Here is a 24532-nt window from a genome sequence, read left to right as displayed (position 1 = left end):
ATTCTCTGTCACTTTTCTACGCCGCGGCGTGGCCTTGATGCGACGTTGGAGGGCTGAGGAACATCGCTTGCTCTGGGCCGGCATATCCCTTGGACTTCCGCCGTGGAACGCGCTCCCGAACCCGCCCCTGCGCCCGCCGCCGCCTGCCTACCCGCCGCCCTTGATGTGCTGCCCGAGGCGCTGCGCTACGTAGACGACACGCGTCCCGGCTACACCCGCCGCCGGTTACGTGGGCGTTTCGTCTATTTCGATACACATGGCGAGCGCATCCGCGATCCGGCTGTCATCGCGCGCATCAACAAGCTGGCGATTCCGCCCGCGTACACCGACGTGTGGATTTGCCCGCACGCCAGCGGCCACCTCCAGGCCACGGGGCGGGATGCACGCGGGCGCAAGCAGTATCGGTATCACCCGGACTGGCGCGCCTTTCGCGATGCCGACAAGTACGGCCGGCTGCTCGCTTTTGGCGCGGTGCTGCCGCGTGTGCGGGAGGCCATCACCGCGCAGTTGGCGGCGCCAGGCCTCTCGCGCGAGAAGATGCTGGCGACCGTGGTCTATCTGCTCGACGTGACGCTCGTGCGCGTGGGTAACGCCGCGTATGCACGCGAGAACCGCTCGTACGGCCTGACGACGCTGCGCAATCGGCACGTGGAGGTGCGCGGCAATACAGTGCGATTTCACTTTCGCGGCAAGAGCGGGGTGGAGCACGACGTGTCGGTGTCGGACCCGCGCCTGGCGCGCATTATTCGGCGCTGCGTGGATCTGCCGGGGCAGGAGCTGTTCCAGTACATCGACGAAACCGGGGAGCGACGCGCGGTCGATTCCACCGATGTGAATGCGTACTTGCAAACGATCACCGGGGCGGATTTCACGGCCAAGGACTACCGCACCTGGGCCGGCAGCGTGCTGGCGCTGGATCTGCTGCGCGGTCGCACGTCGAGCAGCGCGACCGAAGCACGCCGGCAGGTGGTGGAAGCGATTGCCGCGGTCGCCCAGCGCTTGGGCAACACGCCGGCGGTCTGCCGCAAGTGCTATGTACACCCCGCGGTGATCGACGCGTTCCTGGCAGGCGAGTTGATTGCGCTGCCGCCCGCCCGAGCGCGCAAGGGACTGCGGCGCGAGGAGGCTGCCTTGCTGCGCTTTCTCGAACGCGCAGCGCAGAACGCGGGCGAAAAAAAGCCCGCCTGAGTGGCGGGCTCCGGGTACCGCAAACGCGCGCTTATTTGCTCTGCGGCGTCATGTCCGGCGTGGCGGGCGCAACGCCCGGTGCAGCCGTCGGCTGGGCCTGCTGCGCGGCCACCGTGGTGCTGCGCTCCTGCATGCCGCCGCCCAGCGCCGTGTACAGATCGATGGCGTTGGTCAGGCGAGCCAAGCGCGTCTGCACCAGGGACTGGTCGGCGCTGAACAGATCGCGCTGCGCGTCGAGCACGTCGAGGAAACTTGACACGCCGTTGCGGTAGCGCTGATCCGACAACGTCAGGCGATCCGCCGTGGCATCGCGGAAGCGCTTCTGCGCAGCCACCTGCTCTTCCAGCGTGCCGCGCGCCACCAGGGCGTCAGACACTTCGCGGAAGGCCGTCTGGATCGTCTTCTCGTAGTTGGCGACCGCGATCTTCTGGTTGGCCTTGGTCAGGTCCAGATTGAAGATGTTGGTGCCCCAGTTGAAGATCGGCAGCATCAGGTTCGGCACGAACGACCACAAACCTGTACCGCTCTTGAACAGATCATGCAGCGCCGTGCTGGCCGTGCCCACATTCGACGTCAGCCCGATGCTCGGGAAGAACGCCGCACGTGCCACACCGATGTTGGCGTTGCGAGCGATCAGCTGCTGCTCGGCCTGGCGGATGTCAGGGCGCTGTTCCAGCAAGTCTGACGGCAGACCCGGCGGAATGTCCGCCACGATCTTCTCCGACGACACCGTGGTCGGCGGCGGCAGATCAGCCGGCAGCGGCGCACCCACCAGCAGCACCAGGGCGTTGGTCGCCTGGGCGTACTGGCGTGTGAGCTGTGCCACCGACACACGCACCGATTCCACCAGCGTCTCGGTCTGACGCAGATCTAGCGCCGACGAGGCACCCACGTCAAAGCGTTGCTTGGCGAGCTTGTAGTAGTCCTCGCGGCCCTTCAGGGTCTGCTGGGCCAGTTCAAGCTGCTCGGCGTAGGCGCGCTCGTTCAGATAGGCCTTGGCGACTTGCGAGATCAGGCTGATCTGCGCGGCGCGGCGGCCTTCATCGGTGGCCAGGTAGCTGGCGCGCGCCGATTGCGTGACATCGCCCACGCTGAACAGGTTGACCTGGTAGTTGCTGATGCCAACGCCCAGTTGGTACTGCTTGGTGTAGATGTCACCGCCGGTTTGCGAGATCGACGGCGGCGTATGGCTGCGCGTGTACGTGGCCGATGCGTTGACCGGCGGCAGCAGGTCGGCGACCTGCAGGCGATACTGCGCACGTGCGGCCTCGACGTTGAGCATGGCCACGCGCAGATCGCGGTTGTTCTCCAGCGCCAGGCCGATCAGCTTCTGCAAGCGCGCGTCGGGGAAGAACTCGCGCCAGCCGAGGTCGACGGCACGGGGTGCGTTTTCGCCCGGCTTCGCGCTGTCAGCCGGCACGGCATAGCCGGCCGGTGCCTGCGGATACGTACTCGTGACCGGCGCATCCGGGCGCTCGTAAGTCGGCGCCATCGAGCAGCCGGACAACACGCCGGCCGCCAGCAAGAGCGCCGGCAACAGCGCGGGGGTTCTGAAAGTCATCTTGTTCTGCATGTTCAGATTTCCTCGTCCAGCGGGCGATGTGCGGCATCCAGGCGGCGTTGACGCTCGCTGCCCTTGAAGATGCGGCGGACCACCACGAAGAACACAGGCACCAGCACCACGGCCAGCACCGTCGCGGTAATCATCCCGCCCATCACGCCGGTACCGATGGCGCGCTGGCTGGCGGAGCTGGCACCCGTGGCAATCGCCAGCGGCAGCACACCCAGGATGAACGCGAACGACGTCATGATGATCGGGCGGAACCGCAGGTGCACGGCTTCCAGCGTGGCCTCGATGAGGCCCTTGCCTTGCGCCTGCAAGTCCTTCGCGAATTCGATGATCAGAATCGCGTTCTTGGCGGATAGACCCACCACCGCAATCAGGCCGACCTTGAAGTACACGTCATCGGGCATCGCGCGCAGCGTCACGCCCAGCAGCGCGCCGAGCACGCCCAGCGGCACCACCAGAATCACCGCCGCCGGGATCGACCAGCTTTCATACAACGCCGCCAGCACCAGGAACACCGCCAGCAGCGACAGCGCATACAGCGCCGGCGCCTGCGAGCCGGAGGCCTTTTCCTGCAGCGACTGACCCGTCCACTCGTAGCCGATACCTGCCGGCAGCTTGGCGGCCAGGCGTTCCATCTCGGCCATGGCGTCACCCGAGCTGGCACCCGGCGCGGCCGCACCCGACAGGCGAACCGCCGGATAGCCGTTGTAGCGCACGAGCTGCACCGGGCCGACGATCCAATGGCCCTTCGCGAACGTCGACATCGGCACCATGTTGCCCTGCCCGTTGCGCACGTACAGGTTCATGATGTCTTCGGGCTGCATGCGGTTGATCTTGTCCGCTTGCACAATCACGCGTTGCTGACGGCCGTAGTTCGGGAAGTCGTTCGCATACGCCGAACCCAGCGCCGTCGACAGCACGGCATTGATGTCGGTGAACGACACACCCAGCGCATTGGCCTTCTCGCGGTCGATATCCACCTGGTACTGCGGCGAATCTTCCAGACCTTCCGGGCGCATGCCCGTGATGATCTTGCTTTGCGACGCCATCCCCATCAGTTGATTGCGGGCCGCGATCAGGGCGTCATGCCCAAGGCCACCACGATCCTGTAGGCGGAAGGTAAAGCCGGTGGCGTTACCCAGTTCCGGAATCGGCGGCGGGTTCAGCGGGAACACGATCGCATCACGAATGCCACCGAACAGCGCACCGAAGGCACGGCCGGCCACCGCATCGGCGGTTTGATCCTTGCCCTTACGCTCGCTCCAGTCCTTGAACGGGGTGAACACGATACCGGCGTTCGGCCCGTTGCCCGAGAAGCTGAAGCCCTGCACAGCCACGATGTTCTCGACGGCCTTTTCCTGCTTGTAGTAGTTCTCGACCTGCTTGATCACTTCCAACGTGCGGTTGGCCGATGCACCCGGCGGCAACTGGATGTTGGTCACGATGTAGCCCTGGTCTTCGGTCGGCAGGAACGAAGACGGCAGGCGCATGAACAGGAGCACCACCGCCGCGATCAGCGCTACGTAGATGACCATGTAGCGGAAGGTCTTCTTCAGCATGCGCTCCACGAAGCTTTGATAGCGGTTCGTGGTGCTCGAGAACATGCGGTTGAACCAGCCGAAGAAGCCCGTCTTCTCGTGATGCGAACCCTTCTCGATCGGCTTGAGCAGCGTCGAGCACAGTGCCGGCGTCAGCGTCAACGCCATGAGTGCCGAGAAGAAGATCGACGACACCATCGACAGCGAGAACTGGCGATAGATCGCGCCCACCGAACCCGAGAAGAAGGCCATCGGGATGAACACGGCCATCAGCACCAGCGTAATCCCGATGATGGCGCCCGTGATCTGGCCCATGGCCTTGCGGGTCGCTTCGCGCGGGGGCAAGCCCTCCTCGCTCATGATCCGCTCGACGTTTTCGACCACCACGATGGCATCGTCAACCAGGATACCGATCGCCAGCACGAGGCCGAACATCGTCAGCACATTGATCGAGAAGCCCAACGCGTTCATCACGGCAAACGCGCCCAGCAGCGAGATCGGCACCACGATCGACGGTACCAGCGTGTAGCGGATGTTCTGCAGGAACAGCAGCATCACCAGGAACACCAGCACCATGGCCTCGAACAGCGTCTTGACCACTTCTTCGATCGAGATCTGGACGAACTTCGAGGTGTCGTACGGCACCTTGTATTCCACGCCCGCCGGGAAGTACTTCGACAGTTCTTCCAGCTTGGCCTTCACGGCCTTGGCCGTGCCCAGCGCATTACCCGTGGGCGAAAGCTGCACACCAATGGCTGAGATCGGCTGGCCGTTGATGCGGGCAGATGTCGAGTAGGTCTGGCCGCCCAGCTCCAGGCGCGCCACATCCTTCACGCGCACCAGCGAGCCGTCGGGCTTGGACACCAGCACAATGTTGCCGAACTGCGCTGTGGTCGTGAGCTGGCCTTCCACCACGACCGTTGCCGCGAGCGGCTGGTCGGAGACGGACGGCAGATCGCCGATCGTACCGGCCGAGACCAGCGCGTTCTGCGCGCGGATGGCGTTGTAGACGTCGGTCGGGGTCAGCTTGTAGCCAACCAGCTTGGCCGGATCGATCCAGACGCGCATGGCGCGTTCCGTACCGAACAGCACCGCTTGACCCACACCCGGCACGCGCTTGATTTCGTTGAGCACGTTGCGCGAGATGTAGTCGCCCAGCGCCACCGGGTCCATCTTGCCGTCGGTGGAAGCCAGCGTGGCGAACAGCAGGAAGTTCGAGCGGGCCTTGTCGACCTGCACGCCTTGCTGTGTCACCTGCGAAGGCAGACGCGCTTCCACGCGCTTCAAGCGGTTCTGCACGTCCACCTGCGCCAGCGCAGGGTCCGTACCGGCCTTGAACGTCACGGTGATGGTGGCCTGGCCGTTACCGCCCTGGCTGACCGACTCCATGTAGAGCAGGCCGTCCGCGCCGTTCATTTCCTGCTCGATGATGCTGGTGACGGATTCGTCCAGCGTCTTCGCGTTCGCACCCGGATACGTTGCCGTGATGATGACCGACGGCGGCGCAATGGTCGGGTACTGCGAGATCGGCAGTTGGGTGATCGAAATCGCCCCAGCCAGGATGATGAACAGCGCGAGCACCCAGGCAAAGACTGGGCGATCGATGAAAAACTTTGCCATGCGATGGCTCCTTGTTTACTGCTTGGCTGCCGGCGAACTGGCAGCGGGGGCGCTTGCTGCTGGGGCGCTGGCCGCAGGTGCTGCGCCCTGACCTTGCTTGGCTTGGCCCTGACCTTGGCCCGGTGCCGCGCCCGGCTGCCACGGCACGGCCTTCACCGGCGCGCCCGGGCGAACCTTCTGCAGACCGTCGACGATGACCTTGTCGCCCGCCTTCAGGCCGCTGGAGACGATCCACTCCGTGCCGGTCGAGCGGTCCGCCTGAACCGGGCGCACTGCCACCTTGCCGTCGGCATCCACGATCATGACCGTGGCGCCATCCGGGTTGCGCGTCACGGCCTGCTGCGGCACGGTGATGGCCTGCTCGTCCACGGCCTGCTCCAGACGGGCACGCACGTACATGCCCGGCAGCAGCGTGCGGTCGGCGTTCGGAACAATCGCGCGCAGCGTGATCGTGCCGGTGGCCGGGTCCACCGTCAGGTCAGAGAAGTACAGCTTGCCGGGCTGCGCATAGGCGCGGCCGTCTTCCGTGACCAGCGTGACCTTGGCGGCATCGCCGCCGGCCTTGGCCAGCTTGCCGGCCTTCAGCGCTTCCTGCAGGCGCATCACCTCGGTGCTCGACTGCGTGAAGGTCAGGTAGATCGGGTCGATCTGCTGCACGGTCGTCAGCAGTGTCGCCTCACCCTGGCCGACCAGCGCGCCTTCGGTGATCTGCGCCAGGCCGGCGCGGCCCGCGATCGGCGAGGTCACGCTGGCGTAGCCGACATTCAGCTTGGCGGTTTCCACGGCGGCGCGAGCAGCGGCCACATCGGCGGTGGCCTGCTTTGCGGCGGCCACGGCATCGTCGTAGTCCTGCTTGCTGATGGCGTTGGTGGCCACCAGCGGCTTGTAGCGCTCGGCCTTGATCTTCGCCTGGCTCTGCGTGGCTTCCGAACGCGCCAGTTGCGCCTTCGCGCTGTCGAGCGACGCCTGATACTGCGCGGGGTCGATCTGGAACAGCTGCTGGCCGGCCTTCACGTCGCTGCCTTCGGCATACGTACGCTTGAGCACAATGCCCGCGACCCGCGCCCGCACCTGCGCCACACGCGTAGCTTCCAGGCGGCCCGGCAACTCGCTGGTCAGGCCAACGGCGTGCGGCTGCACGGTGACGACGCCGACTTCGGTCGGAGGCATGCCGGCGCCGCCCGGCCCTTGTGCCTGCTTGTTACCGCAGGCTGCAAGTGCCGCCACCATGAATGCGGCGGCAGCGAGTTGGTGATAACGGCGGGTGTTCGTCATAGATGACCCCATGTGGCGATAAGCGGATGCCGGCGGATACCAAGAGACCTGGCGCCACGCAAACGAATGCGGCGCCGGCAAACCGTCAGCGAAACCAAAAAAACACAAAAACGAAAACGTCCGATGCTAGCCGCATCTGGCGGCATGCGATATGGCCTGTGCGACGAAGTCGCAACAGCGCAGGCCGGAATGCTGAGAAACAGGAGCGATCGGCGAACAGTCTCCGACGTTCTGGGCGCCGACGACACGGTGTCGGCCCCAAAGCGCAAGCCCAGCCCGGATGTGGTGCGTACGACCATGGGCAAGCGACGGAGTGCGCGCTATTATAGATACGTTCACGCATGTATGTAAAAAGGGTCCTTCGCGAGCGAAGGGCCTTTATTGCAACTTTTGCGCACTTCGTTGCAATGGCGGAACGGCGCGGGATCGCGGCACTGCACAACAAATTCCGGGCCCTGTCACCGCAACGGGCAGGTGCAGCGTTGTGCAGTATGAAACACTGCGTTGCGCGTATTTGTGCATCGCACAAAAGCAAAACGAAAGAACGTCTGCGGGGTGTGCAGGCGTTCCTCTGGAACATCATGGTCAGACGAACCAAGGAAGAAGCCCTTGAAACACGCAACCGCATCCTGGATGCGGCCGAAGACGTGTTCTATGCGCGCGGGGTGGCGCGCACATCACTATCCGATATCGCTCAAGCCGCGGGGGTCACGCGCGGCGCCATCTACTGGCATTTCCGTAACAAGGCCGACGTGTTCGCCGCCATGTGCGAGCGCGTGAAATTGCCGATGGAGACGCTGTGCTCGCCGCCGGATGTGGAATCAGACGACCCGCTGGGCGAACTGCGCATGGTGGCCAACTTCGTGCTACGGCAATTGGTGGAAGACGCGCACTGGCGCAAGGTCTTCGACATCATGTTCAACAAGTGCGAGTTCGTGGAGGACACGAGCCCGATTCTCAAGCGCCAGCAAGAATCGTTTGAAGAAGGCCTGGGCCGGCTGAACAACATGATCGGCCAGGCCGCACGGCGCGGCCAACTGCCGGCTGACTTGGACGTCCCGCTGGCGGTGGCGCATTTCCACGCATCGTTTGGCGGCATCATGGGCGACTACCTGTTCTACCCGGATGCCTCCAGCCTCGCCACCAAGCGCGAGCGCTTTGTCGATGCGTGCATCGATACGCTCAAGTACTCGCCCGCCCTACGACACGCGCAACCCGAGCGCGCGGCGGTCAACGCATGACCGCGCCGATGTTCGATCAGATGGTGTTTGCCGGCGGCGGCAACCGATGCTGGTGGCAAGCCGGCTGGTGGGATGTCGTGCAGCCGGAATTGGGCCTGGCGCCGCGCGTGATTGCCGGCATCTCGGCGGGCGCATCGACGGCGTGCATGCTGCACGCATGGAACTCCGCCGACCTGATGGACTACTACGGCGAAGCCCTGCGCCACAACACCCGCAACGCCCACTGGGGCAACCTGCTGCGCGGTGAGCGCGTGTTTCCGCACTACGGCATGTATCGCACGGCGCTGCTGACCGTGTTCGGGGAAGGCCGCTTCGCACGGCTGGAGCAGGCCCCCGAGATCCGCATCGGCGTCGCGCACATTCCGCGCTGGATGGGTGCGCGGACCGCCGTGGCAGCCGGGCTGATCGCATACAACATCGAAAAGCACGTCCGCAAGACGCTGCACCCCACGTTGGGCCGGCGACTGGGCTTTACGCCCGAGTTCGTGCGCGCGCAGGATTGCGCCTCACCGGAAACGCTGGCCGATTTGCTGTTGCAATCGGCCTCCACGCCACCGTTCACGCCGGTGCTACGCCGCGCAGGGCGGCCGGTGCTGGATGGCGGCATGGTCGACAACGTACCGGTGCATGCGCTCGACCCCACGCCGGGCGATGTGCTGGTGCTGGTCACGCGGTTGTATCCGCGTCCCACCTATTTCCGCCTGGACACACCCGTGCCAGACGGCCTACAGCGCCGCTTCTACGTCCAGCCTTCGCGCAAGGTGCCGATTTCAAGCTGGGACTACACCCGCCCGGGCGCCATGCGCGACGCCTATGCGCTCGGCCGTCATGACGGCGAAACCTTCCTGCGCGAACTTCCACGCGGGTTCGCCACTCCAGCGGCTGCATAGCCATCGCCACTGCGCGGGCGGCGAGCCCGCCGGTGCGCCGCCATGGCCGTCCGGCCAACGCTTGTTTGACGGACACCGCCATGCCCGCACGCGCGACCACTCCCTTTGACCTGATCGTGATCGGCGCCGGCTCAGCCGGCCTGGCTGCCGCGCATCGCGCCGCGCAATTGGGCGCACACACCTTGCTCGTCGATCGCGCCGAGGTGGGCGGCACGCGCGTCAACCACGGTTGTGCAGCCAAGAAGCTGCTCAGCTACGGCGCAAGCTGGTCGCAGGCCGTTGCGCGCTGCCTGCGCGTTGCGCAACCCGCCGAAGCCTGGGCCGATGCCATCGCCCGCACGCGCGCCGAGGTGGCGCGACTGCGGGAAACCCATCTCGCCCACTTGGCCGCGGCGGGCGTGCAATGGTTGAGCGGCATGGCGTCATTGCGCGGGCGCGGCATCATTCGCGTGCACGGCGAGCACGGCAAAACCACGCTGCGCGGCCGGCAGATCGTGCTGGCCACCGGCGCGCATGCCACGCCGCTATCGGTGCCCGGCGGCGAACTCGCCGGCACACCAGACGACGTGTTGAGTTGGGACACGCTACCCGCCTCGCTCATCATCCTCGGCGGGGGCGCGGCGGCGGTGGAACTGGCCTCCACGCTGGCGCGCTTCGGCGTGCGCGTGACCATGGTCGTACGCGAAGCGCGGCTGCTGCCCGACTTCGATGCGGCGATGTCGGAAGCGGCAGCCCTGTCACTGGCCAACTGCGGCGTCGAACGCATCATCAACGCCGACGTGGTGCGCGTGGAGCGCGATGCCATCCACGGCGATGGTGTCGCGGTCTATGTGAGCGGACTCGGCGACGACACGCCGCGCGTGCTGCGCGCGCAGCGTGTGCTCAGTGTCGTCGGTCGTACGCCCAACACCGCTGGACTGGGTCTGGACGCGGCCGGCGTCTCGCTCGATGCGCGTGGCCGCATCGCCGTGGATCGCCACTTCCGCACGCGTGTGCGTGGCGTCCATGCCGTGGGCGACGCCAGCAGCGCCATCCAGCTCACGCCCGTGGCGGCCGCACAAGGCCGCTACGTCGCCGAACGCTTGTTCGGCAAGGGCGCCAAGCTGCCCGACATGGACACCGTGCCAATGGCGGTGTTCTGCGACCCGGCCATCGCCGCCGTGGGCCTGACCGAGACCGAAGCCCGTACGCGCTGGCCCGAGCTGGGCAAACGCGCCGCCGAGGCCGACAAACGCGCCACCGCCGAGCGCATCGACGTAGTGGTCCGCCGCTTCGTTTCGCTGGAGCAGCGGTTTGCAGGCACCGGCATGGAATCGCTGATCAAGCTGGTGTGCAACGCGCGCAGTGGGCGGGTGCTCGGCGCGCACATCGTCGACAACGCTGCACCCGAGATCATCCAAACGTTGGCCGTGGCCGTGCGCATGGGCGTGCGGCTCAAGCATTTGCGCACGACGGTCGGCCTGCACCCGACTGTGGCCGAAGAACTGCTGGGTGTTTGAGCGCCCGGGCGCACTCATTCAACTTTCCTGATGCCCATCGGCAAATCCATGCACGCTGCCTGAACGCCGCGGGCGCAGAATGATAGGCATATTCTTCAGGAAATTTGACATGCTTCCCGTGCTCTATCTTTCTCATGGGTCGCCCATGCTGGCGGTTGACCCGGGCCCCGTTGGACAGGCATTCGCCGCGCTTGGGCAGGAGATGGCTGCGCTCGCACCCCGCGCCATCGTCGTCGTGTCACCGCATTGGATGACACGCCGTCCAGCCGTCACGGCCCGCGCGCAACAGGAGGCGTGGCATGACTTTGGCGGTTTCCCGCCGCAGCTTTACGCCTTGGAATATGCCCCGCCCGGCGCGCCGGAGTTGGCCGAGCGCATTCGCGCGCTGATCGACGGCCGCGTCGTGCCCGGCCTGGAGGAACAAGCCTCCACCGTGCTCGACCCGCGCCAGCCGCTGGACCATGGCGCGTGGATTCCGCTGATGATGATGTTTCCCGAGGCGAAGATCCCCGTGGTGCAGGTGTCGCTCATGCCGGGCCTGTCGCCCGCGTGCCAGATGGGAGTGGGGCGCACGCTGGCGCCGCTGCGCGACGAGGGCGTGCTGATCGTCGGCTCGGGCAGCTTCACGCACAACCTGCGCGCACTGATGCGCGGCCCCGGCATGGCGCAACACGGCGTGCCGGTCGAGTCATGGGTCACGGCATTCCGCGAATGGATGATCGAGGCGATGACCGAAGGCATCCGCACGGGCGACTTCGCTGCCTTCTGCGACTACCGCGCTCAGGCGCCGAACGCCGCCCACGCCCACCCGACCGATGAGCACCTGATGCCGCTGTACGTGGCACTCGGCGCCGCCATGGGCCAGCCGAGCCAGGCCACGCTAGGCGGCGTGCAGGCTCAGCATGTGGTCGATACGGTAACGTACGGCTCGCTGGCGATGGACAGCTTCCGCTTTGACGGCGCGGGTGCCAATGTGGCCAACCGCGGCGAACCGCAGCACCGCGCTGCGGCTTGATCGGCAGGTATGACGGCCGGCGCTACGCGCGAATCAGCGCGGGCGCCAGTGCCGTCGGGTTGACCACGCTGTCGACATTGCCCTGCAGGACATCGAGGATGTTCTGGAACGCGACGCGGAAGTACATCTCGTAGCTGTCGCGCTCGACATAGCCGATGTGCGGCGTGCAGATGCAGTTCTCCATGCGCAGCAGGGTGTGGCCCTGCAGGATGGGTTCCGTTTCAAACACGTCGATGGCGGCCATGCCGGGGCGCCCCCGATTCAGCGACGTCACCAGGCCGTTTTCTTCCACCAGCTCGGCGCGGCTCGTGTTGACGAAGAGGGCGGTCGGCTTCATGCGCGTGAGGTCGGCCACCGTCACGATGCCGCGTGTCTCGTCATTCAGGCGCAGGTGGACGGACAGCACGTCGGACTGCTCGAACAGCGCTTCCTTCGATTCGGCCACGGCATGGCCGTCAGCACGGGCGCGCTCTTGCGAGCCCTCACGGCCCCACACCAGCACGTTCATGCCGAACGCGCGGCCGTAGCTCGCCACGAGCTGGCCGATCTTGCCGTAGCCGAAGATGCCGAGCGTCTGGCCCTTCAACACGCGGCCGATGCCGAAGTTGGGCGGCATCGTGGTCGATTTCAGCCCCGACTGCTGCCACGCGCCGTGCTTGAGGCTCGCCACGTATTGCGGAATGCGGCGCTGCGCGGCCATCACCAGCGCCCAGGTCAGTTCGGCCGGCGCGACCGGCGAGCCCTTGCCCTCCAGCACGACCACGCCCTTGTCGGTACAGGCATCCAGATCGATATGGCTGCCCGAATCGCGCGATACGCGACCGGTCTGACTGATGATCTTGAGTTTGGGCAGGCGATCGAGCAACTGACGCGTCACACGCGTGCGCTCCCGGATCAACACAATGGCTTCAACGTCCGCCACACGTGCGGCCAATTGCCCCACGCCTTTGACGGTGTTGTTGAACACTTTGACTTCGTGGTCTTGGAGCAGGCTGAAGCAATCCAGCTTGCGAACGGCGTCTTGGTAGTCGTCCAGTACGGCAATCTTCATCGACATCTCACTTCGGACAATGGTGCGCAGCAAAAAACAGCGATCCCTCGCGGTGGTATTCTTCCCATCCCTCGTCGCCCGACAATCCGCGCGACGTTCGGAATTGCCCGCCGCGGGCACGCAAATTGCGCAGCCACGCTGGTGACGAGTCCTTATTTTTAACGTCCCGTCACTTTAGCGCACGCGGCCCCCGTCGCCCGGAAAAACCCACCTTCCGGTGGCGCACCGCTTTGTAACTGAATGTGAAATCAGCACGGCTACCGTCCCTCTGCCTGCGTTGCCCCTCTCTCTGGAAATCGCGGATCCGGCGCACGCTCCTCGCGCCGTCGATCGCTTTCCAACCCGCCGCCAGGCGCGGCCGCCGTGCTGATCTGTCGCCGATTTCTTTTTCACTTCCATTGGAGTTTTGGTCATGAATCAACCCGTGATGCAGGGCGTGCCTGCATTGAACGTGCCCGAGTACGTCAAACACCCGCGCCTGATTGCGTGGGTCGGCGAGATTGCCGCGCTCACCAAGCCCGAGCGCGTGGTCTGGTGCGATGGATCGCAAGAGGAATACGACCGCCTGTGCGCCGAGATGGTCGCCGCCGGCACGATGAAGCAGCTCAACCCCGCCAAGCGCAAGAACTCGTTCCTGGCCCTGTCGGACCCGTCGGACGTGGCGCGCGTGGAAGACCGCACCTTCATCTGCTCGCAGAAGAAGGAAGACGCCGGCCCCACCAACAACTGGACCGCCCCGGCCGAGATGCGCCAGACGCTGAACGGCCTGTTTGACGGCAGCATGCGCGGCCGCACGCTGTACGTGGTGCCGTTCTCGATGGGCCCGCTGGGTTCGCCGATCGCGCACATTGGCGTGGAGCTGTCGGACAGCCCGTATGTGGCCGTCAACATGCGCATCATGACCCGCATGGGCCGCGCGGTGTACGACGTGCTGGGCACCGACGGCGACTTCGTGCCGTGCGTGCACACCGTCGGCAAGCCGCTGGCCGCTGGCGAGAAAGACGTGCCGTGGCCGTGCAACCCGACCAAGTACATCGTGCACTTCCCGGAAACGCGCGAAATCTGGTCGTTCGGCTCGGGCTACGGCGGCAATGCGCTGCTGGGCAAGAAGTGCTTCGCGCTGCGCATCGCTTCCACCATGGGCCGCGACCAGGGCTGGCTGGCTGAACACATGCTGATTCTGGGCGTGACGTCGCCGGAAGGTCAGACGTATCACGTGGCGGCGGCTTTCCCGTCGGCTTGCGGCAAGACCAACTTTGCGATGCTGATTCCGCCGGCCGGCTTCAACGGCTGGAAGGTGACGACCATCGGCGACGACATCGCCTGGATCAAGCCGCGCCAGGACGCCAACGGCCAGACCCGCCTGTACGCCATCAACCCGGAATCGGGCTTCTTTGGCGTGGCACCAGGCACGGGCGAAAAGACCAACCCCAATGCAATGGCGACGCTGAAGGAAAACGTCATCTTCACCAACGTGGCGCTGACGGACGACGGCGACGTGTGGTGGGAGGGCATGACCGACGCCATCCCCGCGCACCTGACCGACTGGCAGGGCCAAAGCTGGACGCCGGAGATTGGCAAGGAAACCGGCCGCAAGGCTGCGCATCCGAACGCCCGTTTCACGGCACCGGCGGCGCAATGCCCGTCGATCGATCCGGAATGGGACAACCCGGCCGGCGTACCCATTGATGCGTTCATCTTCGGCGGCCGCCGCTCGACCACCGTGCCGCTCGTCACCGAAGCGCGCGATTGGACTGAAGGCGTGTACATGGCCGCCACGATGGGCTCGGAAACCACCGCTGCGGCCGCTGGCCAGCAGGGCGTGGTGCGCCGCGACCCGTTCGCCATGCTGCCGTTCTGCGGCTACAACATGGCCGACTACTTCGCACACTGGCTCAAGCTGGGCGACCAGCTCGCCAAGAGCGGCGCCACGCTGCCGAAGATCTTCTGCGTGAACTGGTTCCGCAAGGACGAGAACGGCAAGTTCGTGTGGCCGGGCTTCGGCGAGAACATGCGCGTGCTGAAGTGGATGATCGATCGCCTCGAAGGCCAGGCGCAGGGCGATGCGCATGCCTTTGGCGTGTCGCCCCGCTATGAAGAACTGCGCTGGGATGGGCTGAACTTCACGGCTGAGCAGTTCGCCAAGGTGATCTCCGTCGACGCTGCCGCGTGGCAGCAGGAACTGGCGCTGCACGATCAGCTGTTCACGCAGTTGGCGCATGGCCTGCCGCAGGCGCTGCCGGAGGCGAAGGCGCGCCTGGAGGGGCGTCTGGCAGGGTGACATCTGCCCGCTAGTACAAAAAGCCCGCGTTACGCGGGCTTTTTTTCGTCCGTACGCGGCAGTCACTGCCCAAACAATGAGCAGTAATCCTAAAGTTTTAAATCGCGCGATTTACCCCTATCCACAAAACGGTCGCTTGATTTAAATGCCGCAATATTCAGCTGTAAAAAACACAAACATCAAAAACCAAGATGTCATTATGCCATCAACAACATAATGAGCGCTGAATTATGCCAACAACGAATCATCAGCGGCACCCCATCACGCCAACCCCTTGCCTGGCATAGCTTTGTGAAGCATGCATGTCAATCGAGCGTGCACGAAAAATTCGGCGTCGTCTAAATTTCCAAATTTTAAAAATCCCGCGTGACGAATTCCGGCGGGATTCTTATAATCCGGCAAAACAGAATTCCTTTTCCTTGAGCCGGAGAGGGGGTTCACTAGAGGAAACGAGAAAGGCAACAAGCCAATGCATCAAGGAAGGAGGGGTACCCCCTCTTCTCCACGGCGCTCGGGGGGGCGTCGGCTCGGTTTTGCGTGCATGCGGTGTCGAACTTTGTGCAAACGATTGCATAAATCAGGCCCCGAATCGCAGCGCCGAGGCTTGTGAACCCATCTCAACACCACACACCCTGGAGTAATCCGGGGGCTCCGCTGGGGATCGTCCGACCGGGAACGGCAGTACACGACGATCGGCGCCAGGCCTGTCCGGCCGGGCGGCAGCGCCCGCAAGAACGACATGCGAGCAAACGCGCAACGCTCGCATGGCACTCATAACAACGCGCACCGCAGACAGAAGAGCGCGGCCGCAAGGCTGCGCGCCGGAGTGTGTCGGCTGGTTAGACGGGAGGTATCACAAAGTGGGTATTCAGATCATGCTGGTCGAACAGGACCAGGCAGAGGGGGAGCGTCTGTCGTTTTCCCTGCGTGACGGTGGACACGACGTTCAACGTGTCGGCAATCCAGGGCAGGCACAGGCGGCCATCCAGGTCGCCATGCCGGAACTGCTGCTCATGGAGTGGACATGGCCCGAGCGCGAGTCGATCGATATGCTGTTGGCCTTGCGCGCCAACATGCAGACGCGCGGCCTGCCGGTCATCGTGCTGTCTCGCCACGGCGATGCGCGCGCCAAGATCGCCGCGCTTGACGCCGGTGCCGATGACTACGTCGTCAAGCCGTGCGACACGGGCGAACTGCATGCCCGCATCCGCGCGGTGCTGCGCCGCCGGGCGCCGCAGCAGCATGGCGATGACGTGCTGCAAGTCAACGGCTTGCGCCTGGATCCGCTCACCTTGGGCGTGATGGCGCAAACGGAAACCGGCCCGCGCGCCATCCCGCTCAGCCCGCTGGAATTCCGTCTGCTGCACTTCCTGGTGGCGCATCCGCAACGCGTGCATTCGCGCACGCAACTGCTGGATCGCGTGTGGGGCAATCACGTGTTCGTTGGGGAACGTACCGTTGACGTGCACGTGCGCAAGCTGCGCGTGGCACTGGCAGGCACGCCGTGCGATGGCCTGATCCAGACGGTACGCGGCGGCGGCTATCGCCTTGTGGTGGGCGCTAGCGGCGCGACGGCCGCGCACACCGCCGACACCATCAGCATGCAGCTCGAAGCCGCCACCCGCAAAGCCGAACTGCCGTCGTACGGGCCTATCCCAACGGGCCGCTCGCTGGGCAAAGGGCCGGTACATATGGGCGCCTGAGCCCCGGGTCGATCCGGCCTCATCTCGTTCTCCACCTGACGACCATCCTGCCCCGCATTGCGCGGCGATCGGATGGTCGTGCCATCTCAAGCCATCAAGGAATCGAACATGAAGCTGTGGTGCAGCGGTGTACTGCTGACCGCTCTGGCTGGATCAGCCCTGGGCGTACACGCACAGGAAGTTACGCCGGGCCTGTGGGAAAGCACAACCAGCATGACTCTGAACGGCAAGCCGTTGCCGCACGTTGACGAGCAAGGCCGCAAAGTCTCTAGCCGGCCCGAGCGCGGCTGCCTGAGTGCAAACGACGCCAGCGATATCCGGGCCACGTTCGAGCGCAATATCCGCAGAGACCACGAAAGCTGCTCGCTCACGCGCTGGAACTACGCCATGGGCACGCTGAAGGTCTCGCTGTCGTGCACAGACCCGCAGGGCGGCAAGGGCGTGCTCGAAGCCAGCGGCCCGCTCACACCCACCACGTTCAACATCACGGGCAATGGCCAGTACCAGCACCCGCAGTACGGGCCGATGAAGAGTGGCTTCCACTACCAGGGGCGCTACCTCGGCGCGTGCAAGTCGTAAGCGGGTCATCAAGCAAAAACGGCCGGACTGCAGATGCAGTGCCGGCCGTTTTTGTTTGGGGTAACGCCGATCAGCGCTGGCTGTCGCGCCAGCGCTTAAGCCAGCCCAACCCTTCACTTGTACCGGCACGCGGGCGGTATTCGCAGCCGACCCAGCCGTCGTAGCCGAGCGTGTCCATCAGCGCAAAGAGGTGCGGATAGTTCAGCTCACCTTCGTCCGGCTCATGGCGATCGGGTACGCCGGCAATCTGCACGTGGCCGACACCGCCCTCACCCACATACCGTTTGAGCTTGACCGACAGATCGCCCTCCATGATCTGCGCGTGGTACAGGTCGAATTGCACCTTCACGTTGGGCGCACCCACCTCCTTGCAGACGGCATGCGCCTGCGCCTGATGCGTGAGGAAAAAACCCGGCATATCGCGCGTGTTGATCGGCTCCAGCACGATGGTGATGCCCGCGCCAGCCGCCTCGCGTGCGGCGTAGGCGACGTTGCTCACGTAGGTCGCGTGATGGCGCGCGCGGTCGGCATCGGCGGGTAGCAGACCCGCCATCACGTGCAGACGCGTGTTGCCGAGCACCTGCGCATATTCCAGCGCCGTCGCAATGCCGCGCTTGAATTCCTCTTCACGTCCCGGCAATGACGCGATGCCGCGCTCGCCGGCGGCCCAGTCGCCCGGCGGCGCATTGAACAACGCCTGCTTGAGCCCGGCATCGTCGAGACGCGCGCGGATCTCGGCTTTGTCAAAGTCATAGGGGAAGAGAAACTCCACGCCCTCAAAGCCGTCCTTTGCCGCGGCGGCAAAGCGGTCGAGGAAGGCGTGTTCCTGGTACATCATGGACAGGTTGGCGGCAAAGCGCGGCATGTCAAACCCTCTGGAAACAGTTGCTTGGTTGCTTATTTATTGACCAGCTTGGCAGGCGTGCGCAACACGGCGATGCAGCCGAGCACCAGCACGCCGGCCAGCGCGTACATGCCCGTTGCAGTGCTGCCGGTCATGTCCTTGAGCGCACCGATCATATAGGGGCTGACGAAGCCGGCCAGGTTGCCCACCGAGTTGATGGCGGCAATGCCCGCAGCCGCAGCGGTGCCTTGCAGGAATGCGGTCGGCAACGACCAGAACAACGGCGCGCAAGTCAGCACACCAGCCGCCGCCAGCGACAGGAACACGATCGACAAGGCCACGTTGTTGCCCGCCGTGGCGACCACCGCAAAGCCGACAGCCCCCATCAGCGCCGGCACAACCAGATGCCAGCGGCGCTCTCGGCGCGCATCGGCACTGCGGCCGATCAACACCATGGTGATCGCCGCGCAGAGGTACGGAATGGCCGACAGCACGCCCACCATGAGGGTGTCCTTCACGCCGGCGTTCTTCACCAGTGTCGGCATCCAGAACGTCAGCCCGTACTGGCCCATCACAAAGGCAAAATAGATCAGGCTCATGCCCCACACGCGCAAGTCCGAGAACACCTTGCCGATGCCGGGGTGTTCGGCCTTGCCCTTGTTGTCGACGGCGATGTTGGCTTCGAGAATCTGCTTCTCGTCTTCGCTCAGCCACTTGGCTTTGCGGATGCTGTCATCGAACTTCCACAGCACCAGCAGGCCAACCAGCACGGCGGGCACAGCTTCGATCACGAACATCCACTGCCAGCCTTGCCAGCCGCCATTGTCATGGAAGGCGCTCATGATCCAGCCCGACAGCGGATTGCCGAAGATGCCCGAGATGGGAATCGCCGCCATGAACATCGCCACGATGCGCGCGCGGCGGTGCGACGGATACCAGTACGTCAGATACAGGATGATGCCGGGGTAGAAACCGGCCTCCGCCAGGCCCAACAGGAAGCGCATCACATAGAACTGCGTGGGCGTCTGCACGAAGGCGAACGCGCCCGAGATCAGCCCCCACGTGATCATGATCCGCGCGATCCAAATGCGCGCGCCGATCTTGTTCATCAGCAGGTTGCTCGGCACCTCGAAGAGGAAGTAGCCGATGAAGAAGATGCCGGCGCCCAGGCCGTACACCGTCTCGGAAAAATTCAGCGCCTGCGACATCTGCAGCTTGGCAAAACCCACGTTCACGCGATCGAGATACGCGACCACGTAACACAGCATGATGAGCGGAACGATGCGGCGCGACACGCGTGCGTAGACGCTGTCCTCCTTTGAAACGGCGTGCGAAGGCAGCGCCGCCGTGGTGGCGGTGTTCATGTGGTGGTCTCCAATCTAGGTTTTATAGGGGCCGTAGGCTTGGAACCTGTTCACGGTCCGTAGCGAGCGGCTCGAGGTTGGCCCGAGAAGCGCAGCCGTACACGGGTACGGCGAGCATCGCAGGGGCAAGATCGGGCTGCGCAGTAGGACCGTGAGCAGGTTCTTACCAGCGGGCTCCGAACGTCTGTCGCAATTCGTCGATTTGCGCATCGGACAGCGGTGCGGGCTTCGGCTCCGTCATCAGCCAAAGCTTGGCGGTTTCTTCCAGTTCTTCCAGCGCGTAGGCCGCGCTCGATACCGAGCTGTGCCACACCACGGGGCCCAGGCGATCGAGCAACACAGCGCGCACGTCTGTCGCCAGTGCGGCAATCTGTGCGGCCACATCCGGATGACCCGGGCGTTGGTATTGAATGAGCGGCACATGGCCAACCTTCATCACGTAGTACGGCGTGATCGGCGGCAGCACGTCGGCCTCGCGCCAGACACCGGCCAGCGTGAGCGCCACCAGATGCGTCGAGTGCGTGTGCACCACCGCGTGTGCCTCGGCATTGCGGTCGTAGATGCCGCGATGCAGGGCGAGCGTCTTCGATGGCTTGTCGCCGCTGACCCACTCGCCCGCCGTGCTGACCTTGGCGATGCATGCCGGGTCCAGCGTGCCGAGGCAGGCGTCGGTGGGCGTGATGAGCCAGCCGTCCGGCAAGCGCGCGCTGATATTGCCCGCTGTGCCCACCGTGTATCCACGCGCATACAGGCTCTGGCCCACGCGCGCGATTTCTTCGCGCAGCGCGTTCTCGGTGGCGGCGGTCATGCGACCGACTCCGTCGTGGCCTGCGCCAATTGCGCCAGCGCTTTCTCGAAGAAATCGACCGTGCCGAAGTTGCCGGACTTCAGCGCCAGCGCCACGGGGTCATCGCCAATAGTGGCCGTCCAAGGCACGCCCGGATCGATCTGCGGGCCGATGCGCAACGCGCGCACGTCGAGCGCCTGCACAACCGCACCCGAGGTCTCGCCGCCGGCCACGACGAAGCGGCGCACGCCATCGGCATGTAGCGCACGGGCGATGCGGCCGAGGGCTTCTTCGACCAGCTTGCCCGCGCGTTCCACGCCCAGCGTCTTCTGCACCTGGGCGACGTGTTCTGGCGCGCTCGTCGCATAGACCAGCACGGTTTGACCGGCGTGGCGCTGCACGAAGTCCAGCGCCTCGACCACCACCGGCTGGCCTTCGGCGAGTGCGAGCGGATCAATCTGAAACGCCGGACGCGACGCACGCCAGTGCGCCACCTGCGCGTTCGTCGCGCGCGAGCAACTGCCCGACAGCACGACGGCCGAATCCGCCACGGACGGCAGTTGCGCCGCGTCACCGTGCTCGGTGATGAGGCCAGCGCGGCGGTATTGCGCGGGCAGGCCGAGCGCCAAACCCGAGCCGCCCGTGAGCAGCGGCAGATCGGCAAACGCTTCGCCCAGTACGATCAGGTCGTCGTTGGAAATGGCATCCGCAATCGCCAGCTTCACGCCGTCGGCACGCAGTTTCTGCGCCTGGTCGCGCGCGGCTTGCGCGCCGCGCGTCACCGTGTCGTAACGCAGCAGGCCAACCTTGCCCACGCTCTGGCGCGCGAGCACCGGCACGAGGTTCGGATCGCGCATCGGCGTGAGCGGATGGTGTTCCATGCCCGAGGCATTGAGCAGCACGTCGCCCACGAACAGATGACCACGGAAGATCGTGCGGCCGTTCTCGGGAAACGCCGGGCAGGCCAGCGTGAAATCCGTGCCCAGTTCCGCCATCAACGCTTCAGCCACGGGGCCAATGTTGCCGTCGTCGGTGGAATCGAACGTCGAGCAGTACTTGAAGAAGAAGCGCGAGCAGCCTTGCGCCTGCAGCCAGTGCAGCGCGGCGAGCGACTGCTGTACGGCATCGGCCGCCGGAATCGTGCGCGACTTGAGTGCGACGACGATGGCGTCCGCATCGGCGGCAATCGCCTCATCGCCGGCTTGGGGCACGCCGATGGTCTGCACGGTGCGCATGCCCGCGCGCACGAGCATGTTGGCGAGGTCGGTTGCGCCCGTGAAGTCATCGGCGATACAACCGAGCACGGGGCGGGAGGTTTGCGCTGCGCTCATTTCGATTGGCCCTCCGGCAGCGTGATGCCCGGGAAGATCTTGATGACCGCGGAGTCGTCTTCCTTCGCATAACCGGCAGTGGATGCCTGCATGAACATCTGGTGCGCGGTGGCGGCCAGCGGCAGCGGAAACTTGGTCGCGCGCGCGGTATCGAGCACGAGGCCAAGGTCTTTCACGAAGATGTCGACGGCGGACAGCGGTGTGTAGTCGCCGGCCAGCACGTGGGCCATGCGGTTTTCGAACATCCAGCTATTGCCCGCGCTATTTGTGATGACTTCGTACAGCGCGTCGGCGGCCACGCCTTCGCGCAAGCCCAGTGCCATGGCTTCAGCGGCGGCGGCGATGTGCACGCCGGCCAGCAGCTGGTTGATGATCTTGACCTTGCTGCCCGCCCCGGCCTTGTCGCCCAGGCGGTAGACCTTGCCCGCCATGGCGTCGAGCACGTGCCCTGCAGCGGCATAGGCGGCGGGCGTGGCGGAGGTCATCATCGTCATCTGCCCCGAGGCGGCCTTGGCAGCGCCGCCGGAAATGGGGCCATCCACGTACAGGATGCCCTGCTGCGCCAGGCGCGCTTCCAGCGCGATCGACCAGTTCGGATCCACGGTCGAACACATGACGAAGGTGCTGCCCGGCTTCATTGCAGCGGCCGCGCCGTTCTCGCCAAACAACACGGATTCGGTCTGCGCGGCATTGACGACCACAGAGACGATCACGCCCGCACCAGCAGCTACCTCGGCTGGCGTTGCACAGGCCACGCCGCCTTCCTTGGCGAAATCTGCGGCGGCGCCGGGGCGCGCGTCGCATGCGAAAACGGTGTAGCCGTTGTGGCGTAGCGTCTTGGCGATGCCCAGGCCCATTGCGCCGAGGCCGATCACGCCAACCTTCCAGTCAGCCGTCGATTGCGTCATGAAGTGCTCCTGAATCAGTCTTGCGCAACGTCCCGGCCCTCGGCCAGGCGACGTGCGGCATTGAACATGTGGGTCTGCGCGGCGTTGCGCGCGGCCAGCGCGTCATGCGCGCGGATGGCCTCGACCATTGCGCGGTGCTCGTCGCGCACCTGGCGGGCGAAGTCTTCGCGTCGCGCTTCGTTGCTGCGCGTCACGCCAATCGCTTCTTCCAGGTACTGGCTGAAGAAGCCCAGTGCCTGCACGAGGAACGGGTTGCCGCTGGCGGCCGCAATCGCGTGGTGAAAGCGCAGGTCTTCGGCCACGCCATCCCCACCTGCAGCAACGGCCGCGTCAATGCCATCGAGCGCGGCGTCGATCTCGACCATCTGGGCGTCAGTGCGGCGCTGGGCGGCCATCGCGGCACCTTCGGCTTCCAGCGCCCGACGCAGCTCGATGATGTGCAGCACGGCATCGATTGATCCGGCCTGCGCGGCATCGATGCGCAACGGCTTCAGGCCGGCCTGCTGCGTGACGTACACGCCGCTTCCCTGGCGCGCTTCGACCACGCCCTCATGGCGCAGGCGCGAAATGGCTTCGCGGATCACGGTGCGGCTCACGCCAAATTCCTGGCCGAGCACGGTTTCCGACGGCATGCGTTCGCCGCGGCGCAGCTCGCCAGCGTCGATCTTGTCCATCAGGGTTTGGGCCACGCGGTCGGATAGGGAGGGTGCGGCGTCGAGTTTTTCAAACATGGTGTGTCGCTTGGCAAGCTTAAATTCGTCGTGTCATCATACAAGTTGAGTCGCAGAGCTTCATCCCCGTTTACCCTAGGCATCGATTAGATCGCCGGGCGATCCACGTTCGGCACAAGGAGACACCATGAACATCGTCATCACCGGCGGCGCCGGTTTTCTGGGCCAGCGCGTGCTGGCGGCATTGCTCCAGCAACCGGGCCTGCCAGTCGCGGACGGGACGGTCCAGCCGGTCAACACCTTCATCGTGCTGGATCAGGTGGCCGGCCAGATTGCCGACCCGCGCGTGCGCTATGTGACGGGCGATGCATCGGACCCCGCCCTCATCGCCCAGGTAATCGACGAAAACGTGGGCGGCGTATTCCATCTGGCCGCGGTGGTAAGCGGCACGGCCGAGGCCGATTTCGACCTCGGCATGCGCGTGAATCTGGACGGCACGCGTGCGTTGCTCGATGCGCTGCGTGCGCAGCAGGCCAAGACGGGGCGCGCGCCACGCGTGCTGTTCGCCAGCTCGGTGGCAGTGTTCGGCGGCCAACTGCCGGCGGTCGTCACCGATGACACGGCGGCCACGCCGCAAGCCTCGTACGGCGTGCAGAAGCTGATGGGCGAATTCCTAGTGGGCGAGTATTCGCGCAAGGGCTACATCGATGGCCGCGCGGTGCGCATCCCGACCGTGTCCGTGCGCCCCGGTAAGCCGAACGGCGCGGCGTCGAGTTTTGCCAGCGGCATCATCCGCGAGCCGTTGGCGGGCGAGGAGGCCATCTGCCCGGTGGAGGCCGAGACTGAGCTGTGGCTGGCCTCGCCGCGCCAGGTGGTGGCTTCGCTGTTGCATGCGTACACGCTGCCGGCATCGGCGTGGGGCAATCGCCGTTCGCTGAATCTGCCGGGCATCACGGTGCGTGTGGGCGAGATGGTGGAAGCGCTGCGCAAGGTGGCGGGCGATGCGCCGGTCTCGCGCATCCGCTGGGAGCCGGACGCGCGCATCAAGGCCATCGTGCAGAGCTGGCCCGCACGCTTCGATACCGCACGCGCGGATGCGATGGGCTTTGGCCGCGACACCTCGTTCGAGACGATGGTGCGCGAGTACGTGGACAGCGTGAAGGCGCGCTGAAGGTTG

Annotated in this window: 19 protein-coding genes; 9 read left to right on the top strand and 10 right to left on the bottom strand. The window is 65.2% G+C overall.

All coding sequences use genetic code 11. From position 1 onward, the window contains the following. The first annotated feature begins 102 nt into the window (after positions 1 to 102). Positions 103 to 1188, top strand: a complete 1086-nt coding sequence (locus ACS7SF_RS10515; RefSeq protein ID WP_439889734.1) for a DNA topoisomerase IB — start codon at positions 103 to 105, stop codon at positions 1186 to 1188. 31 nt (positions 1189 to 1219) lie between these two features. Here the strand turns inward: ACS7SF_RS10515 and ACS7SF_RS10510 are convergent, their stop codons facing one another. From ACS7SF_RS10510 to ACS7SF_RS10500, 3 genes are read right to left on the bottom strand one after another with little or no spacing between them, the layout of a single operon-like run. After that, complete coding sequence (locus ACS7SF_RS10510) at positions 1220 to 2761, bottom strand: efflux transporter outer membrane subunit (protein ID WP_439889733.1); 1542 nt, start codon at positions 2759 to 2761, stop codon at positions 1220 to 1222. A gap of 2 nt (positions 2762 to 2763) precedes the next feature. Continuing rightward, entirely contained in the window at positions 2764 to 5916 is a 3153-nt protein-coding gene (locus tag ACS7SF_RS10505) for an efflux RND transporter permease subunit (RefSeq protein ID WP_439889732.1), read from the bottom strand. Positions 5917 to 5931: 15 nt separating this feature from the next. Further along, positions 5932 to 7191 carry an efflux RND transporter periplasmic adaptor subunit gene (locus ACS7SF_RS10500; protein WP_439889731.1) on the bottom strand — a complete coding sequence of 420 codons (1260 nt, stop codon included), beginning with the start codon at positions 7189 to 7191 and terminating at the stop codon, positions 5932 to 5934. 581 nt (positions 7192 to 7772) lie between these two features. Here ACS7SF_RS10500 and ACS7SF_RS10495 point away from each other — a divergent pair. From ACS7SF_RS10495 to ACS7SF_RS10480, 4 genes are all read left to right on the top strand, one after another. Further along, positions 7773 to 8432 carry a TetR family transcriptional regulator gene (locus ACS7SF_RS10495; protein ID WP_439889730.1) on the top strand — a complete coding sequence of 220 codons (660 nt, stop codon included), beginning with the start codon at positions 7773 to 7775 and terminating at the stop codon, positions 8430 to 8432. Then, positions 8429 to 9322, top strand: a complete 894-nt coding sequence (locus ACS7SF_RS10490) for a patatin-like phospholipase family protein (RefSeq protein ID WP_439889729.1) — start codon at positions 8429 to 8431, stop codon at positions 9320 to 9322. The genes ACS7SF_RS10495 and ACS7SF_RS10490 overlap by 4 nt, the downstream gene beginning before the upstream one ends. Positions 9323 to 9402: 80 nt before the next feature. Further along, a complete protein-coding gene (locus tag ACS7SF_RS10485) occupies positions 9403 to 10821 on the top strand; it encodes a dihydrolipoyl dehydrogenase family protein (protein ID WP_439889728.1) in 1419 nt (472 codons plus the stop codon). Positions 10822 to 10930: 109 nt separating this feature from the next. After that, positions 10931 to 11836, top strand: a complete 906-nt coding sequence (locus tag ACS7SF_RS10480; RefSeq protein ID WP_439889727.1) for a DODA-type extradiol aromatic ring-opening family dioxygenase — start codon at positions 10931 to 10933, stop codon at positions 11834 to 11836. 22 nt (positions 11837 to 11858) lie between these two features. Here ACS7SF_RS10480 and ACS7SF_RS10475 read toward each other — a convergent pair whose 3' ends face one another. Further along, positions 11859 to 12887 carry a D-2-hydroxyacid dehydrogenase family protein gene (locus ACS7SF_RS10475; RefSeq protein ID WP_426396238.1) on the bottom strand — a complete coding sequence of 343 codons (1029 nt, stop codon included), beginning with the start codon at positions 12885 to 12887 and terminating at the stop codon, positions 11859 to 11861. Between the two features lie 412 nt (positions 12888 to 13299). Here ACS7SF_RS10475 and ACS7SF_RS10470 point away from each other — a divergent pair, with 412 nt between their 5' ends. The 3 genes from ACS7SF_RS10470 (at position 13300) to ACS7SF_RS10460 (ending at position 17450) form a co-directional block, all read left to right on the top strand. Next, positions 13300 to 15168 (top strand): phosphoenolpyruvate carboxykinase (GTP), encoded by a 1869-nt coding sequence (locus ACS7SF_RS10470; protein WP_439889726.1) that lies wholly within the window; start codon positions 13300 to 13302, stop codon positions 15166 to 15168. Positions 15169 to 16028: 860 nt separating this feature from the next. Further along, the gene (locus ACS7SF_RS10465) at positions 16029 to 16871 is read left to right on the top strand and encodes a winged helix-turn-helix domain-containing protein (RefSeq protein WP_439889725.1); all 843 of its coding nucleotides are present in this window, start codon (positions 16029 to 16031) and stop codon (positions 16869 to 16871) included. A gap of 72 nt (positions 16872 to 16943) precedes the next feature. Continuing rightward, entirely contained in the window at positions 16944 to 17450 is a 507-nt protein-coding gene (locus ACS7SF_RS10460) for a DUF3617 domain-containing protein (RefSeq protein ID WP_439889724.1), read from the top strand. Between the two features lie 70 nt (positions 17451 to 17520). Here the strand turns inward: ACS7SF_RS10460 and otnI are convergent, their stop codons facing one another. The 6 genes from otnI to ACS7SF_RS10430 form a co-directional block, all read right to left on the bottom strand. Further along, positions 17521 to 18315 carry a 2-oxo-tetronate isomerase gene (gene otnI / locus ACS7SF_RS10455; RefSeq protein ID WP_439889723.1) on the bottom strand — a complete coding sequence of 265 codons (795 nt, stop codon included), beginning with the start codon at positions 18313 to 18315 and terminating at the stop codon, positions 17521 to 17523. A 32-nt stretch (positions 18316 to 18347) separates the two neighbouring features. After that, positions 18348 to 19658, bottom strand: a complete 1311-nt coding sequence (locus tag ACS7SF_RS10450; RefSeq protein WP_439889722.1) for an MFS transporter — start codon at positions 19656 to 19658, stop codon at positions 18348 to 18350. A 163-nt stretch (positions 19659 to 19821) separates the two neighbouring features. Then, positions 19822 to 20466 (bottom strand): 3-oxo-tetronate 4-phosphate decarboxylase, encoded by a 645-nt coding sequence (gene otnC, locus ACS7SF_RS10445; protein ID WP_439889721.1) that lies wholly within the window; start codon positions 20464 to 20466, stop codon positions 19822 to 19824. Then, positions 20463 to 21776 carry a 3-oxo-tetronate kinase gene (gene otnK / locus ACS7SF_RS10440; RefSeq protein ID WP_439889720.1) on the bottom strand — a complete coding sequence of 438 codons (1314 nt, stop codon included), beginning with the start codon at positions 21774 to 21776 and terminating at the stop codon, positions 20463 to 20465. Before otnK ends, otnC begins: the two co-directional genes overlap by 4 nt. Beyond that, on the bottom strand, positions 21773 to 22684 hold the full coding sequence (gene ltnD, locus ACS7SF_RS10435; protein ID WP_439889719.1) for an L-threonate dehydrogenase: 912 nt from the start codon (positions 22682 to 22684) through the stop codon (positions 21773 to 21775). The genes otnK and ltnD overlap by 4 nt, the downstream gene beginning before the upstream one ends. 14 nt (positions 22685 to 22698) lie before the next feature. Continuing rightward, complete coding sequence (locus ACS7SF_RS10430) at positions 22699 to 23415, bottom strand: FadR/GntR family transcriptional regulator (protein ID WP_439889718.1); 717 nt, start codon at positions 23413 to 23415, stop codon at positions 22699 to 22701. Between the two features lie 127 nt (positions 23416 to 23542). On the opposite strand from ACS7SF_RS10430, the gene denD reads away from it, so the two are divergent. After that, positions 23543 to 24526: a D-erythronate dehydrogenase gene (gene denD / locus ACS7SF_RS10425; protein ID WP_439889717.1), complete on the top strand. Its 984-nt coding sequence runs from the start codon at positions 23543 to 23545 to the stop codon at positions 24524 to 24526. Positions 24527 to 24532 lie beyond the last annotated feature (6 nt).

The organism is Ralstonia sp. 25C (assembly GCF_051904805.1).
Lineage (GTDB): Bacteria > Pseudomonadota > Gammaproteobacteria > Burkholderiales > Burkholderiaceae > Ralstonia.
This window is presented reverse-complemented; position numbering and strand designations above follow the sequence as displayed.

Bases quoted from the DNA above. Each gene is read 5' to 3' on its own strand.
- otnC (WP_439889721.1), bottom strand. From the start codon at position 20,466: ATGACCGCCGCCACCGAGAACGCGCTGCGCGAAGAAATCGCGCGCGTG.
- ACS7SF_RS10460 (WP_439889724.1), top strand. From the start codon at position 16,944: ATGGTCGTGCCATCTCAAGCCATCAAGGAATCGAACATGAAGCTGTGG.
- ACS7SF_RS10485 (WP_439889728.1), top strand. From the start codon at position 9,403: ATGCCCGCACGCGCGACCACTCCCTTTGACCTGATCGTGATCGGCGCC.
- ACS7SF_RS10495 (WP_439889730.1), top strand. From the start codon at position 7,773: ATGGTCAGACGAACCAAGGAAGAAGCCCTTGAAACACGCAACCGCATC.
- ACS7SF_RS10505 (WP_439889732.1), bottom strand. From the start codon at position 5,916: ATGGCAAAGTTTTTCATCGATCGCCCAGTCTTTGCCTGGGTGCTCGCG.
- ACS7SF_RS10480 (WP_439889727.1), top strand. From the start codon at position 10,931: ATGCTTCCCGTGCTCTATCTTTCTCATGGGTCGCCCATGCTGGCGGTT.
- ACS7SF_RS10490 (WP_439889729.1), top strand. From the start codon at position 8,429: ATGACCGCGCCGATGTTCGATCAGATGGTGTTTGCCGGCGGCGGCAAC.
- ACS7SF_RS10430 (WP_439889718.1), bottom strand. From the start codon at position 23,415: ATGTTTGAAAAACTCGACGCCGCACCCTCCCTATCCGACCGCGTGGCC.
- denD (WP_439889717.1), top strand. From the start codon at position 23,543: ATGAACATCGTCATCACCGGCGGCGCCGGTTTTCTGGGCCAGCGCGTG.
- otnI (WP_439889723.1), bottom strand. From the start codon at position 18,315: ATGCCGCGCTTTGCCGCCAACCTGTCCATGATGTACCAGGAACACGCC.
- ACS7SF_RS10500 (WP_439889731.1), bottom strand. From the start codon at position 7,191: ATGACGAACACCCGCCGTTATCACCAACTCGCTGCCGCCGCATTCATG.
- ACS7SF_RS10470 (WP_439889726.1), top strand. From the start codon at position 13,300: ATGAATCAACCCGTGATGCAGGGCGTGCCTGCATTGAACGTGCCCGAG.
- ACS7SF_RS10450 (WP_439889722.1), bottom strand. From the start codon at position 19,658: ATGAACACCGCCACCACGGCGGCGCTGCCTTCGCACGCCGTTTCAAAG.
- ltnD (WP_439889719.1), bottom strand. From the start codon at position 22,684: ATGACGCAATCGACGGCTGACTGGAAGGTTGGCGTGATCGGCCTCGGC.
- ACS7SF_RS10475 (WP_426396238.1), bottom strand. From the start codon at position 12,887: ATGAAGATTGCCGTACTGGACGACTACCAAGACGCCGTTCGCAAGCTG.
- ACS7SF_RS10510 (WP_439889733.1), bottom strand. From the start codon at position 2,761: ATGCAGAACAAGATGACTTTCAGAACCCCCGCGCTGTTGCCGGCGCTC.
- otnK (WP_439889720.1), bottom strand. From the start codon at position 21,776: ATGAGCGCAGCGCAAACCTCCCGCCCCGTGCTCGGTTGTATCGCCGAT.